The sequence below is a fragment of the Phocaeicola sartorii JCM 17136 = DSM 21941 genome, from assembly GCF_054653615.1.
This window is the reverse complement of sequence record NZ_BAAIFW010000006.1, coordinates 259,820-275,868: the sequence shown is the minus strand read 5'-3', so window position 1 is coordinate 275,868 and position 16,049 is coordinate 259,820. Positions and strand designations below refer to the sequence as shown.

General features: G+C 41.4%; 10 protein-coding genes. 7 read left to right on the top strand and 3 right to left on the bottom strand.

What is annotated here, in order from left to right:
• Window positions 1-3,447, bottom strand: coding sequence for a TonB-dependent receptor (locus ACYQ0C_RS18160; protein ID WP_016277774.1), 3,447 nt, complete (start codon window positions 3,445-3,447; stop codon window positions 1-3).
• 255 nt (window positions 3,448-3,702) lie between these two features.
• The gene (locus ACYQ0C_RS18155; protein ID WP_016277773.1) at window positions 3,703-4,716 is read right to left on the bottom strand and encodes a FecR family protein; all 1,014 of its coding nucleotides are present in this window, start codon (window positions 4,714-4,716) and stop codon (window positions 3,703-3,705) included.
• A gap of 144 nt (window positions 4,717-4,860) precedes the next feature.
• On the opposite strand from ACYQ0C_RS18155, the gene ACYQ0C_RS18150 reads away from it, so the two are divergent.
• Window positions 4,861-5,427, top strand: a complete 567-nt coding sequence (locus ACYQ0C_RS18150; RefSeq protein ID WP_025076888.1) for an RNA polymerase sigma-70 factor — start codon at window positions 4,861-4,863, stop codon at window positions 5,425-5,427.
• Between the two features lie 193 nt (window positions 5,428-5,620).
• Here the strand turns inward: ACYQ0C_RS18150 and ACYQ0C_RS18145 are convergent, their stop codons facing one another.
• Window positions 5,621-6,301, bottom strand: coding sequence for an HU family DNA-binding protein (locus ACYQ0C_RS18145; RefSeq protein WP_016277771.1), 681 nt, complete (start codon window positions 6,299-6,301; stop codon window positions 5,621-5,623).
• A gap of 328 nt (window positions 6,302-6,629) precedes the next feature.
• Between ACYQ0C_RS18145 and ACYQ0C_RS18140 the strand changes: the two genes are divergently transcribed.
• The 6 genes from ACYQ0C_RS18140 (at window position 6,630) to ACYQ0C_RS18115 (ending at window position 15,928) form a co-directional block, all read left to right on the top strand.
• Window positions 6,630-8,027: a VapE domain-containing protein gene (locus ACYQ0C_RS18140; protein ID WP_016277770.1), complete on the top strand. Its 1,398-nt coding sequence runs from the start codon at window positions 6,630-6,632 to the stop codon at window positions 8,025-8,027.
• 178 nt (window positions 8,028-8,205) lie between these two features.
• Window positions 8,206-8,415, top strand: a complete 210-nt coding sequence (locus ACYQ0C_RS18135) for a hypothetical protein (RefSeq protein ID WP_016277769.1) — start codon at window positions 8,206-8,208, stop codon at window positions 8,413-8,415.
• A 94-nt stretch (window positions 8,416-8,509) separates the two neighbouring features.
• The gene (locus ACYQ0C_RS18130; RefSeq protein ID WP_016277768.1) at window positions 8,510-9,097 is read left to right on the top strand and encodes an RNA polymerase sigma-70 factor; all 588 of its coding nucleotides are present in this window, start codon (window positions 8,510-8,512) and stop codon (window positions 9,095-9,097) included.
• A 118-nt stretch (window positions 9,098-9,215) separates the two neighbouring features.
• Complete coding sequence (locus ACYQ0C_RS18125; RefSeq protein WP_016277767.1) at window positions 9,216-10,160, top strand: FecR family protein; 945 nt, start codon at window positions 9,216-9,218, stop codon at window positions 10,158-10,160.
• Window positions 10,161-10,314: 154 nt separating this feature from the next.
• Window positions 10,315-13,863, top strand: coding sequence for a TonB-dependent receptor (locus ACYQ0C_RS18120; protein WP_016277766.1), 3,549 nt, complete (start codon window positions 10,315-10,317; stop codon window positions 13,861-13,863).
• Window positions 13,864-13,876: 13 nt separating this feature from the next.
• Window positions 13,877-15,928, top strand: coding sequence for a RagB/SusD family nutrient uptake outer membrane protein (locus tag ACYQ0C_RS18115; protein WP_016277765.1), 2,052 nt, complete (start codon window positions 13,877-13,879; stop codon window positions 15,926-15,928).
• Window positions 15,929-16,049: the final 121 nt, after the last annotated feature.

Genomic DNA, 16,049 nt, shown 5'->3' with positions numbered 1-16,049 from the left:
TTAAAGTGTAACATTTAATCCAAATGAAATAGTTCTATAGAAAGGATAATTCCAACTTAATCTTTCAGGGTCATACCCATTAGGTAATGAATGGAATGTATGAAGATTTTCACAACTAACAAACATCTTTAATCTGGACAATGAGATTTTAGAAATCCATTCTTCTGGAAAATCATAACTTAAGGTGACATTTTTTACACGTAAATAAGCACCATTCAATAAATACTTTGTTTGAACACGTTTGTTTGAATTGGAATTTTCCATTTCATTATAGATGCGATACCATTCTGGATTGGGATTCACAGCCTCCCAATTTCCGTTTTCTGTATCTACGGGTTTCCAATAATCAAGCTGGTTTTCGAAAATAGTTCCATAACGTCCTCCATTAAAAGGCCAGCGTAAAGCATCATCAATCCAAACGTCTCGTTTTCCCGTTCCTTGTAATAAGAAAGAAAAAGCAAATCCTTTCCAACCAAGATTACCTGTTATTCCATATTGATATCGGGGTGTATTGTTGCCTATGATACGCATATCACCAGGGTTGGTTGTAGTACCATTTCCGGCATCAATCTGATTGAAAACACCGCCTTTCTCATCCATTAGATTCTTAAACTTCACGTCACCAGGTTTTACAGTGATTCCTTTTATTGAAGTCACTCCCTCTTTTAAAATCCAAGTTTGTATATTCTCAAAATCATTCACTGAATAATAACCATCTGAAACATATCCCCATATTTCACCTATTTCTTTGCCAACATATTGGTTGGGCATTGTGCCATCATTTTTCTGACTTCCCAAAACCTTCGCCTCATTTGTATCAAATTTTGTAATACGTGTCCAGGAATCATATAAATTGAACCCGATTCCATAACTCCAATCCCCTATGCGATCTCGCCAGTTCATTGACAGTTCCCATCCTTTCGTACGTAAGTCTGCTGTATTTTGCTTGGGAGCACTGGAACCAACTACTGCAGGCAATTCCATTCCTGGTGCCAACATTCCTTGGGTATCACGTATATACCAATCAAAGTTAGCGGTAAATCTATTGTTAAAAAATGCCATGTCTACACCGATGTCTAAAGTACGAACTGTTTCCCATGTATAATTCTCACGCACTAAAGCTGGAGTATTAAGAGTTGTGGGACGCAAAGATGTTTCAGGGTCAATCCAATCTGCCAAAGACGAACTCATGGAAGGTACAAAGCCATATTCTGTAATTGACTGGTTGCCAATCTCTCCCCATGATCCCCTTAACTTTAATGCGTCTAAATACCCACGAGACCAATTCATGAACTTTTCTTCTGCAATTTGCCAACCTAAGGAACATGAAGGGAAAAAACCATAGCGAGTTTCTTTCGGGAATTTGGAAGAGCCGTCATAACGTCCATTAACCTCTATCAAATACCTATTAAGATAATTATAGTTCAGACGAAAAAAAGCGCTTCGTATTGCAGATTCAGAAAAGGAGTCTTTTGCTGTTGTTTCTCCGTATCCTCCCGAAAATGAAGGCATATCTTCATTAATCATTTCCTTTTTATCTACAACTAATTGTTCATGATTACGCCATTCTTGGCTATATCCTGCCATTACTTTAAAATTATGTTCTTTATTTATGTCCCAATAATAAGAACCATATAAATTCAAAGCATTATATGAAGTTGTCTGTTTGGTATTGGTATACAATGCTGTAGTAGGATTTATCTTTTCTTCTAATTGAACGGAAGTTGTTTTGATAGGTTTGTCATATTTTTTTTGATCGTAATTCTTTTGATCAAAAGTATACTCAAAAATTGCTTCGAATCTTTTAAACGGAGTCACTGTAGTCTGTGAGAAAATGCGAGGATTTTCATTCACTGTATTAGTAGTGGAAGAATACTTCAATAAATTCAATGGAGTATTTATAGGTAACATATTTCCATTGGCACTTTCCATCTCTCCTTCGGGATTTAAATCAGGCATTGTACCCCATACGCCAGATGCATTAGGCATAGACAAATGACTTTTAGCATATCTTATGTCAAGTGATTGCTTAAGCCATTTGGTTATATCAGCAGATATATAAGAAGAAACAGTTATACGATTATATGTATCTTTGTTTCCTTCCAAAATTCCGTCATTGTCATTATATCCTAAGGACATGCGATAGTTTATCTTTTCACCTCCTCCTTTAACTGAAACATTATGGGTCTGTTGAAAGCCATAATTAGACATCATATTTTTATACAAGTTGTTTGGATGTAAATAGTAACGAATGCCAGTCGGATTATCTTCTGTAGGAATATAAATTCCGTTTTTTGTTACATCAAATTGAGATGGGTCTTGGCGGTATGCTTTGACATATTCTATCCAACGCTCCAAATCCTGCCCTTGGGCGAACCAAGTCCCTCCTGTGAATCCTGCATCCAAGTAAGCTTTCATTATATCTATTGCGTCTGCCTGATGAGGCAAATTAACGCTATTCTGAAATCCAAAATTATTGCTATAATTTAATTGAAACTTACTGTTTTTACTTCCTTTTTTCGTTGTTATCAAGATGACTCCGAAAGCTGCTCTAGCCCCATATATGGCAGAAGATGAAGCATCTTTTAAAACAGTAACATTTTCTATATCTTCAGGATTTATCATATCAATTTGTGCAGGCACATTATCCACTAAAATCAGAGGTTCTCCACCATTGATAGACGTAATTCCTCGAATATTAAACGATTTGGACACACCAGGAGTAGAACCACCTGTTATCATTAGCCCTGGAATGGCTCCTTGCAATGCTGTCTGTACATCAGTAATCGGACGCTCATTCAAAACATCATCCATTTTAATGGAGGTAACAGCACCTGTCAAATTAGCTTTCTTTTGTGTCCCATAGCCTACTACCACTACTTCATCCAAGGTCTTGGTGTCTTCTTTCAATACGATGGTAAGTTCTTTCTTTCCAGAAACTTTCACTTCTTGAGAAACATACCCGATATACGTAATCTGTAAAACGGCATCTTTCGGGGCATCCAATACAAACCGCCCGTCTATATCTGTGATTGTACCTGTTGACTGGCCTTTTACGATGACATTGGCACCGATTACCGGCTCTCCATTCGCATCTTTTACAATACCTGTCACCTTATTTTGTCCTTGCTGTATTCCTTGCACAATCTCAGTAGAAAGAATAATTTTCTTTTCAAGCACCGAATACTTTACATTTGTCCCTGCGAAAATCTGGTCTAGTATCTTGAATATATTATTGTTGTTTGCCGAAACTGATACAATACGTTTCAAATCTACGTGTTTATTGTTGAAGAAGAAATCAAACCCCGATTCTTTTTTCAGCTTTTCCAACACAGTGCCAACTGTTTCATTGCGCACTTCAAGACTGATCATGGTCTTTTGCGCATACGACTCTGCCGCATAAGTCATACTTAGCGAACAGATTAAAAAGAGTACACTTAGTTTCATAGGTAATGGAGCTTTATTTAAGATTAACCTACACGACTTTATCATCCAAAATAATTGGACGCTAAAATAATTTTTCATAATTTTGTAATTGAAATAAAGTGAATAAAATGTTGTCTTTGCTTGTCGCCAAACAAGCATTGAAAAATGATTTTTTCATACGGGGTGATACGCCAATATCCTCCCGTATGTTTTTTTGTTCAGGGAGCCTGTTGTCTGTTCATCTTTCCAGTATTTAAATTAAGGGTTAAACGTATATTAGTACACTTCTATTTTCAACTTTTCCGTCTTTATATCTGCACTGTCGATGTACCGCCAGCGTATGCGGGAGGAAATCCGGAAATATTCCATAATACGCTCCAGACGCTGATGGGTGAATGTTCCTGTGAACGAACAGTCTTTCAGCCCCTTGTTGGATAATACGAATTCCACATTGAACCGCTTCCCAAGCATGTGCAGCACTTCATCCAGCGGAGTGTCATTAAAGATAAGCTTGCCGTCTTTCCATGAAATCTCCGATTCGCCCGAAGTGGCGTAGCACTTGATATCCCCGGTTTGCGGGGAATAAACCAGCTTCTGTCTGGGGGAGAGCATACTCTTTTGAAATTTTCCTTTGTTATTCTTATAAATAAACCCTACGCTACCTTTGATAAGCGTGGTGGAAATGGGAGTTTCATTACCGTATGCTTCCACATTGAAACTTGTTCCGTACACCTCCACCTGCGAGTGATGAGGGGTGGAGACGATGAATCGTTTCCGGGGATGATGGGTTACATCGAAATAAGCTTCACCGTGTAATTCCACTTGGCGTACATCGCCGGCGAAAAAGGTGGGATAGCGGAGGGAGGATTCCGAATTGAGGTGAACTACCGTGCTGTCCGGTAACAGGACCGAGGTAGTCATGCCTGCATTGGTTTTTATTTCCACCATCTGAGCGGTGACTACCGGCTGCTGTCTGCCCGGATACAGGGCCAATACACCTATCAGGAGGGGAACGGACAAGATGGCCGCAATGCGTTGTGTCCATCCCCACCAGGACAGGTTTCTAACTTTTGTTTTGCTTTTTACCTTATCTAACGCCTTTTCCGTATCTATTTTCTTGGTGATATGCTGTGTGTCCACCGCCAGATAGAGCGTATTCAGCTGCTTGGCTATACGCAAGTGCTCCTCATCGGCATTCAGCCAGGCTTCTATCTGTTCGTTTTCCGGCGGAGTGGTGTTTCCTTCGAAATATTTAGTTAACAAAGTTTCTATATCGGTATGGTTTTCCATAAATTATGCTTTAATTTTTTCCTTTATATTATTAAGACAAGCGAGAATGAAAGGTATCTAAACGAAAAATGCTTTTTTTTCAAAAAAAAGTTTTTTCCGATAAAAACAATTATCTTTGTGCGCAAGGAAAACAGTTATTATACTATGAATCATACCGTCGAAGACTTGTCTTTGCTTAATGCTCTCCGACAGGGGGATGGTAATGCTTTTGACCATTTATTCAGAAGGTACTATCCTATGCTGTGTGCTTATGCTCACCGGTTGGTGTCGCTGGAAGATGCCGAAGAGATTGTTCAGGAGGTGATGTTATGGCTATGGGAGAATCGTGGAGATTTGATAATCGAGTCTTCATTGAATCAATATTTGTTCAAAATGACTTATCGGAGAGTCTTGAACCACTTGACGCGGGAGCAGGTGAAAACCAAGGCTGAAGCTGCCTTCTATGAGCGGACACAGGCGGCATTGTGTGGAGTGGATTATGGTCGTTTTGAGGAATTGGACCGGAAAATAAAGGAGGCGATGGCTGCTCTGCCCGACAGTTATCGGGAGGCCTTCGTGATGCATCGCTTTAAGGAACTGAGTTATAAAGAAATTGCCGAGGTGCTGGATGTGTCGCCACAGACTGTGGCTTACCGCATCCAACAGGCATTGAAGCTGCTTCGTGTTTCCTTAAAGGATTACTTGCCCATGCTGGTGTGGCTGGTGGGCTGAAAAGTACCTCCCCTGGAGTTTCCCCTGTTTTTTCCTTCAAATCCTTCAGCCCCTTCGCAAACGCCCGCCAATAAAGAAAAGCGGCTGAAGGATTTCCTCCCGGAATTCCTTCAGCCTAGTGTAGAAGTTTCAGCTCTTTATGGTTTGAGCTTCGTTTGTAGAAGTTTTCTATTATAATTGTTTCGTTGTATAATTACTCCGTTGTCAGGTCCGTGCCGTTTGTTGCCGGTACGTTTTCCGCTTCGTTCACTGGCTCGGGCAGTTTCTCTTTTCCGTAGAAGCCCGGCATCGGTTCATAGATGGGGTTACGTGGAATGGAGATATTGCGCAGTTTTTTATCCTTCGCCAGTTGGGCGATATAACGTCCTGCGGTGGCGCGTGTCAGTCCGCATAACGATTCAAACTTACGGCGTGTCAGCACGCTGTTTGTCTGGAAGTATTCCGTCAGTGCCTCGTCTATGCTTTCTTTGGTTGTCGGCATGGAGTGCGGTTTGTATTTCGAACGCTCGGTCTTGACGCCGCTCAACTGATGCTTCAGGTATTTGTCCGCACGGAATGTCACCGATTTGAATTTCACCTTGTTGGCACGCGTGGAGCTTGGCGTCCGTGTCTCGGGGCAGGTCAATGAGATGTGGAAATATCCTATTCCTTCGATATGCACCCGGGCGCCGTCCTTCAAGTAGTAGGCCAGTTTCTCGCTGAGCGAGATGATGGTTGCCTTGATGTCCGCCACGGTGAGTGAGGATCCGTATTGAATTTCCCGAGCCAGGTAGTCGGTGTTGATGCGCTGCCAGTTTACTACACGGGCATGATAGCGCTTCTTGCGCGTACCTATCGTATTGGGTGATTCATAAAATTCAAATTTGATAGCCATTCGCTTATTTGTTTTTATCCGGTTGTTTATGCTTTCTTGTACGGAAGAGTTTGTTGCAGCTTCCTTTCAAGTTGATTGTTTCACTTGGGTGATGAAACTAGATCACTCGAGTGATGAAATTGGATCACTTGGGTGATAAAACTTCATCATTCTAGTGAAACGATCAGCTTGACGGTGCAAAAGTATGAAATAGTCCTGATAAAAACGAATAATTTCCCGGTTATTTTCACTTAATCACTTTTTGGCCGTGATGCGCGGCAAATGCTTGCAAACGGGTGTTTTGGATATTATCTTTGTGGTATTACACAACCCTAAAGAATAAAAAAGGATGAAAAAATTAGTGGAAAAATTACTGAGCTGGTGCAAAAAAAGTATGAAAATGAGTAAAAGCGTGAGAAGAAGCACGGCTCCGGTTACTGGGCAGTCGGTGGGGCAAACCGGAAATGCGGAAGGGGTGTTGCCTTCAACGGCTACGGAAACGGTGGATGAAATTGTTCTCCCAGCGGCTGTCGAAACAGCTGGCGTGGCAGAAACTATCGATGAAAAGGCGGTTTCTGGCAAATCGGGGCGCAAGAAACCGGAGAATATGCTGGAGGCTTTGCAGCGCTTTTTGACCGCACGGTATGATTTCCGTTATAACCTTCTCACCGAACAGACGGAGTATCGTGGAAAAGAGATGCCGGATGAAGAGTATGGTATAGTGGCTCAACGTGATTTGAATACATTCTGCCTGGAGGCGCGTACCGGCGGCATCAACTGCTGGGATAAGGATGTGAGTCGTCTGCTCCATTCCCGAAAGGTGGAAAATTATCATCCTTTTCTGCATTATATGAACCACTTACCTCAGTGGGACGGAGTGGATCGTGTAACTCCGCTGGCCGTGCGTATATCGCGTAAACCATTGTGGACAAAAGGTTTCCATCGTTGGATGCTGGGGGTTGCCGCCCAATGGCTGGGGCAGGCGCAGGATTGCGCCAATGCGGTGGCGCCTATGTTGGTGAGCCGTGAGCAGGGGAAGCGCAAGTCTTCTTTTTGCAAGATTTTGATGCCTAAGGAACTTACACCTTATTATATAGACAAGTTCGACCTGACGAGTGAGAGTGGATGTGAACAGAAACTTTCGCTTTTCGGGCTGATCAACATGGATGAGTTCGACAAGTACCGTGCCGGACAGATGCCCGTTTTGAAGAATCTGATGCAGATGACCACGCTGACTTTCCGCAGGGCACATCGTCCGGCATTCAGTCATCTGCCTCGTATTGCCTCTTTCATCGGTACCTCCAATATGACGGATCTGCTGACTGATCCCACAGGAAGCCGCCGTTTTCTCTGTGCGGAAGTGGATGATAAGATTGATTGTACACCGCCCGATCATGCGCAGTTGTTCGCCCAGTTGAAAGCGGAGTTGGTCGGGGGAGAGCGTTACTGGTTCTCGGAAGAGGAAGAGAAGGAGATACAGCATAGCAATCGGAATTTTTATAAAATGCCTGCCGAGCAGGAACTGTTTTTGCGTTGTTTCCGGGTACCACAGGAAGGGGAGTTGTCCAAGCCCTATACCACGACGGATTTGTTCAATTATTTGCAGAAACATTATCCGGCTGCCATGCGCGGGGTGACTCCGAACCGGTTGGGCAGGATGATGGTTGCATTAGGGATACAGCGTGTTCATACCGAGTATGGCAATGTGTACCGGCTGGTGAAGCTGAAGGATTCTTCCGCGGCCTGAAACTTTTTCCCGGTGTGATCCTTCAGCCGGAACGTCCTCCTGCAAAGGGTTTGCGGGAGGACTGAAGCTTTTGAAGGATTTTTCAGGGGGAATCGTATAAGGAGAAATAAATGAAAAAGATTGCTTAGCGATTTGTTTATACGACTTTTTTGGTGGTGGCGTTTTTATCTATAAAAACATGGGAAGTGACAGTTTACATATTTATTACATTGTTTCTTCTTGGGATTGTCCGGAAACGAGATGCTCCAAGTTTCATGTTGCTCCGGGAGATACTTTGCAGTTGAAGATTGCCTTCCAGTCGGACAGTATAGGGGGCCGTGAATTTCATATCTATGGCAACTTTCTCTTTTTGTCACTTGGTCTGACGGTGGAGGGCGATTGCATATAAGGCAAGCTCATAGCATATAAGAGAAAGAATTAACAGGATAATTTTGTTTTTATCAAAGGTTTATTGCTAACTTTGCTCTACCATCGTAATATGGATGAAAAGCACAACCGATATACAAATGAGCAAAATGTCTGGAAATTCTTTTAATGACATCTATACATCTTATTATAAGAAGTCTTTTTTCTTTGCCAAATCATACGTTCATAATGATTTGGCAGCAGAAGATATTGCCTCCGAGGCATTAATAAAGTTGTGGGAAAAGTTGAAGACCGAGCCTGTTGAAGAGAAATATATCTTACCGTTATTACTGACAATTTTGAAGAACAAGGCTTTGGACTATCTAAAGCACGAGGAGGTAAAACGCAGTGCCTTTGAGGTGATGGTAGACTGGCAGCGGCAGGAATTGTCTATCCGTATGTCTGCCTTGGAAGCGTGCAATCCTGACGAGATCTTTTCGGATGAAGTGGAAAAAATCATCAGCACTACTTTAAGCACTTTGTCGGAACAGACGCGACAGGCGTTTATCTTGAGCCGTTTTGAAAATAAATCCAATAAAGAGATTGCCGAAGAGATGGGAATCTCTGTAAAGGGGGTGGAATATCATATATCAAAAGCATTGAAAGTACTGCGGGTGACTTTAAAAGATTATCTTCCTTTATTTTATTTCTTCTTTTATTATTAAGTCCGACCGGATGGGGGGACGGATGTCTTTAAGGGCAAGAATGATTTTTTTATATTTTTCTTCATTTTCTTTTAGGGTAGTTCCTTCTTGAGTCGTTTCTAATAAAACAGCATAGAATATGAATCCTGAATTATTGCAAAAATATATAGCCGGAAATGCTACTGAAGCCGAAAAGCAGCGTGTGACCGAATGGATACAGGAAAATCCTGAGAACATGCGTGAATATATGGCACAACGGAAGTTGCATGACATGGCATTGTGGCGTACGGAACCTGTGGCGGAGGAGAATAGCCGGGAAAGGAAACATTTCTCATTACGCGGAGTATGTATGGAAGCTGCCAAGATAGCAGCGGTGTTTGCGATCGTCTTGTTGGGTACACATTATTGGACAGGAAAACATCAGGTACCGGAAGACGAAACATGGCAGTCCATTCATGTGCCGGCGGGCCAACGGGCGGAATTGAGGTTGGCGGATGGTACGAAAGTCTGGTTAAACTCACGCAGTACCTTGACCTTCCCGGGTGATTTTAAAGGTGATACCCGTCAGGTGAGACTGGATGGTGAAGGATATTTTGCGGTGACAAAGAATGTGGAACAGCCTTTTATTGTAGAGACGAACAGGTGTAATGTAAAGGTGCTGGGTACAGAGTTCAATGTAATGGCTTATGCAGCGGATAGTGTATGGGAAACTTCTTTGTTGGAAGGTGCTGTCGAGATTTTAGTGCCTGGTTCGAATAACAGTGGAATGAGGTTGGAACCGAACACAATGGCCAGTTTGAGAGGCAACAGGTTGGTGAAAGGACGCATCAAGGAGGCCGATTATTTTTTGTGGCGTGAGGGCTTGCTTTGTTTTAATGATATATCCGTACGTGATATGATAGAGAAACTGAAACTGTATTATGGGGTGGATATTGTGGTCAACAATACCCGGATTTTAAAGAACCGTTATACAGGTAAATTCCGCACGAAAGATGGGGTGGAACATGTACTGAAAGTATTGAAACTCAATAATAAGTTTACTTATACAAAGGACGATGAGACAAATGTGATAACAATTAATTAACCCTTAAAAAAGAATATGCCTATGAAATAACACACCTGGTCTAAAAAAGAAATGGGATAGTGCTGCAACACCATCCCATGGAAAAGTCAATTACGCATTGACAATTTTTTCTCAAATAATCTTAAGTTGAACCTAAAATTAGTAATGCAAATATATGAAAAATATTTTGTATCAGGAATCTATTGTAGAAATTAAACATTTATTCCGTATGATGAGAAACACACTCTTAGCCCTGTTTGTCTTTGCCGGAACAGCTTTTGCCACTGAGTCTTATTCTCAGACAATGAAGGTGACTGTTGTGGCGGATAACGTGTCAACAGGCAAGGTAATCAGTGAAATAGAAAAACAGACAGATTATCTGTTTGTGTATAATGTGAACGAGGTGAATCTGAAGCGCAATGTGAAGGTGAATGCGCAGAACAAATCTGTAGCCGAAGTGCTGAATAAGATTTTTGAAGGTACTGATATTTATTATGCCATGGAGGGCAAGAATATCATGCTGATGAGCAAGGCGAAAGATGGGGAAGCTGCCCAACAGGCAAATAAAGTGACAGGTATTGTGAAAGATGCGAATGGTGAGCCGGTAATCGGTGCCAATGTAACGGTGAAAGGTCAGTCAATAGGTACGATAACAGATATAGATGGGCGGTTTGTGTTGGATGCCCCGAAAGATGCCGTTTTACAGATTACGTATATCGGGTATGTTTCTCAAGAAGTGAAAGTTTCTGGAAAGAAAGAACTTACTATTGTATTGAAGGAAGATACCAGGACCTTGGACGAAGTGGTGGTGGTTGGATTTGGTACGCAAAAGAAGGTGAATCTGACAGGAGCTGTAGGGCTTGCTACAGCTAAGGAATTAGAATCTCGTCCTGTAACCTCTGCTACACAAGCCCTGCAAGGATTGGTACCCGGTTTGCAGATATCAACGAGTTCGGGTGAACTGGACAAGACCGCAGATATCAGTATCCGTGGTACAGGAACTATTGGTGAGGGTTCCAGCGGTGCACCTCTTATTCTAATTGACGGAATGGAAGGAGATTTGAATACAGTCAATCCTCAAGATATAGAAAATATTTCTGTATTGAAAGATGCTGCGGCATCATCCATCTATGGTTCCCGGGCACCCTTCGGCGTAATTCTGGTGACTACCAAATCGGGCAAAAAAGGAAAGACTTCTGTAAATTATAACAATAGCTTCCGTATATCTACTCCTGTAAATATGCCGAAGATGATGGATTCCTACACTTTTGCAAACTTTATGAACGCCGGTTCGCTTAATCAGGGTGGTGGGCTTATCTTTACAGAAGACCTGATGCAGGATATGCTGGATTGGCAAGCTGCCGGAGGTGGAAGTACGGGGGGAGTAAAAGCTTCATCCAACGGTCAATGGGGTAAACCAGACTATGATCCATTTACAACAGCTTGGGCTAATACAAATTGGTATGATGAAGTTTACAAATCTTCAAGTTTTTCTCAAGAACATAACGTTAGTCTAAATGGAGGAAGTGATATTGTAGCTTATTATGCTTCTTTCAATTATTTGGGTCAAGGAGGACTTTTGAAAGCTGGTGACGATGGACTTCATCGTTACAATGTAACAGCTAAAATCAATGCTGATTTGACTCAATGGTTAAAATTCAATTACAGTACCCGTTTTACTCGTAATGATGTATGGCGTCCTACCAGTTTCAACAGTTCTTTTTATGACCAGTTAGGAAGAGCTACTTGGCCTAATATGCCTGTAAAAGATCCCAATGGCTATTATACCAATAATGGTTGGACTAATCCAGTCCAAAACCTTGTTGAAGGTGGAAAACGTAATGCACAAACAGACCGTCTTTATCAACAAGCGTCTTTAGTAATTGAACCGATCAAAAACTGGATTACACATGTGGAGTTTAATTACAGTATAATGAACTCATCGGTAAAAGAAACTTCAATTCCTACTTATAATCATGATGTGGAAGGCAATTTAATAGATACTCATGGTACGTCTTATCTTTATCAAGATCAGACTAAAGAGAACTATCTGAACCTAAATATTTATAGTGAGTATTCCCAATCTTTTAATAATGCCCATAATGCAAAAGTTATGCTTGGCTTCCAGACAGAAGATATGAAACAGGAATTTTCTTCTACAAAAAAGTATGGTGTAATGATGGGGGGGATGCCTTATTTTGATGTCACAACCGGATTGGACGGACAAGGTAACCCCAAAGCGACAGAAGCGGGTGGAAATGGGAAAAGATGGAAAACGGCAGGTTTCTTCGGTCGCTTGAATTACGATTATCTGGGACGTTATTTGGCGGAAATCAATATGCGATATGACGGTTCCTCCCGTTTCCGTCGGGGAAGCCGCTGGCAATGGTCGCCTTCATTCTCTTTAGGTTGGAACATCGCTCAAGAAAAATTTTGGGAGTCTCTGACTGATGTAGCCAATACATTGAAATTGCGTGTTTCTTATGGCGAGTTGGGTAATCAGAACACAACAGTATGGTACCCCACCTATCGTGATATGATACTAAAGTCTTCTAATGGAACATGGTTGCAAGATGGAGTGAAACCTAATACAGCAGAGCCGGGAAATTTGGTCAGCAATTCTTTGACTTGGGAAAAGGTTCGTACTTGGGATATCGGTTTTGATTATGGCTTTCTCAGTAATCGTTTGACAGGTAGTTTTGATTACTATATTCGTTATACGGATGGTATGGTAGGGCCTGCACCTGAACTCCCATCTACTTTGGGTACAGCTGCTCCTAAAACCAACAATTGTAATTTAAGAACGAATGGATGGGAACTATCTATTGGATGGAGAGACCGTTTGAAAAACGGGTTTGGATATAGTGCTAATTTAACTCTTTCCGATGCTAAAACAATTGTTACCAGCTATCCGAGCAACGCAACAAATACGATCGGTTTGAACAAATACGTTGAAGGACGCGAAGTGGGCGAGATTTGGGGATTGGAAACAATAGGAATAGCAAAATCTGAAAATGAAATGCAGGCTCATCTCCTTTCCCTTCCTAATGGAGGACAGGATGCGATTGGTTCCAAATGGTCTGCTGGTGATATTATGTATCGTGATTTGAATGGAGATGGAAAAATATCTAAAAGTGCGGGTACATTAGATGATCATGGAGATTTGAAAGTAATAGGCAATAGTACTCCTAGATATTTCTTTGGTATTGACTTGAATGCTGATTGGAAAGGATTCGACATACGTTTATTCTTTCAAGGTGTAATGAAGCGTGATTTTTGGGGTACAAAAAATTTCTGTGGTTATTTGTTTGGTGCTTATGGAACTCAAAGTATGTGGGGGGCTCGTGGACTTAAGGAACATGAGGATTATTTTCGTGCGGAGGATATAGGATTGTCAGGTCATACCATTCCTGCAAATCTTGACGCTTATTATCCTCGTCCTATTTTCTCCGAAGGAGGTAAGAACCAAGAAATTCAGACACGTTATTTGCAAGATGCATCCTATATCCGTTTAAAAAATTTCCAGTTAGGTTATACTTTCCCGGCAAAATGGATGAAAAGTATGGGGTTGACCAGATGCCGTGTGTTTGTTTCCGGAGAAAATCTTTGGACTGGAACATCGTTGTCTTCTTTGTTTGATCCGGAAACAATTAGTGGCGGTAATGGTGGTAATGCTTATCCGTTATCAAGCACCTGGTCTTTTGGCTTAAGTTTAACACTTTAATAATACGTATACAATGAAAACAAAACATATATTCTTATCTGTACTAATCGCTTCATCAGGATTTGCATTTACAGCTTGCGATGGCTATTTGGATGAAGTACCTGAGGCATCTATTTCCCCGGAAGTATATTTTACAGAGGCAACCCACATTCAAGCCTCTGCAGATAATTTGTACGCTGATATTCTTCCCTCTCACGGAACTGGAAATACATACGGCATCTACAAAGATGATGCAACAACGGACAATCAAATAGAGGTTACAGCTCCCAATCGTTTTACTTCCACTTTGTGGAAAGTGGACAATGCGGAAACCAGTAATTGGAACTTCGATAAAATATACAAGATCAATTTTGTATTATCGAATGTGTTGCCTAAATTTGGGGATAATAATGCTGATGGAAACGACTTGAGCGGCAATGCCAATACCATCAATGGTGATCTTAACAGCATAAAACACTATATCGGTGAATTATTTTTCCTACGTGCTTGTGAATACTTTAAACGTTATCAGCTGTTTGGAGATTTTCCCATAATTACCCACCCATTGCCGGATGACAAAGAAGCATTGAGTGAGGCCAGTAAACGGTTTCCACGCAATGAAGTGGCTCGCTTTATTCTGAGTGATTTGGATAAAGCTATTACTTTATTAAATGCCAAAAGTATGCCGACAACCAGAATTAACACAGACGCTGCCATATTATTAAAATCACGCGTAGCTTTGTTTGAAGGTACTTGGTTGAAATATTTCAAAAATACGGCTTTTGTGCCTAATGGTGACGGCTGGCCAGGTAAATCTAAAGATTATAATTCCGTTTATCAGTATCCGAGTGGAAACATTGACAACGAGATAGATTATTTTCTAGAAATCGCCATGGATACATCTAAAGATATTGCAGAACGGTTTAAAAACAAGCTAACGGAAAATACGGGTGTCCTGCAACAGTCAACCGATGAATCGGCTAATCCATATTTTGACATGTTTGCCCAGGAAGATCTGTCTTCTGTAGATGAGGTGCTATTATGGCGTAAATATGCCTATAATCTGGTGCAACATAATGTGAATGTTTGTGCTAGTTGGGGAAACAATGGAGTGGGGGTCACTCGGAGCTTTGTGAATAACTTTTTGATGGCTGATGGCACACCGGTCTATACGCACGGTAATTATACAGATGGAGACGGATATTATATGGGGGATAAAACTATACACGACGTTCGTCAGAACAGAGACAGCCGATTGGTGATTTTCTTGAAAGAACCCGGACAGCATAATATATTGATTAAAGATGTGATTGGTGAAACAGCTAATATTGAAGAAACGTATCCGTTGATTACAATTACAGATGGTGCCCGCCGTTATGTGACAGGATATGCTATACGTAAAGGAGGTCCTTTTCACCAGAAATATTATTCAAACTCAAAAGGATATACAGCCTCTATTGCTTATCGTGCGACAGAAGCCTTGTTGAATTACATGGAAGCCAGTTATGAAAAGAAGGGTACTTTGGACGGAACAGCGACCGAATATTGGAAAATTATTCGCCGTCGTTCTCATGTAGATGAGGATTTTCAAAAAACCATTGCTTTAACGGATATGAGTAAAGAAGCAGAAAATGATTGGGGAGCGTATTCCGGTGGTAAGTTAATAGACGCAACTCTCTATAACATACGTCGTGAGCGCCGATGCGAATTTATGGCGGATGGGCTTCGTTATATGGACTTATGCCGTTGGCGTGCTATGGACCAGTTGATTGAACATCCTTATATACCGGAAGGTTTCCATTTATGGAACACTCCCATGCAGGCTTGGTATACAGATTTGCTGTATGATGGATCAGACGCGTCCAATGTTTCTTCACCTAATGTCAGCGAATACTTGCGCCCTTACCAGAAGAATTCTAAACAGACCTGTTATAATGGTTTTACTTGGCGTATGGCTCATTATCTGCACCCCATTATGGTCAAGCAGTTTTTGATCACCGCTCCCGATAACAAAACAGTAGAAAATTCTCCTATCTATCAAAATCCATATTGGCCCATAGTACCGGATATGCCTGCTGAAAAATAAGTTTCAGGGCATTCCAATCATAAAATCTTGGAATGCCCTAATAACTTGATATCATACGACTGATAAGAAAAGAGTAGCCATTGTATGTACTTTTTGTACGATAATACAGGTATTGCAACTA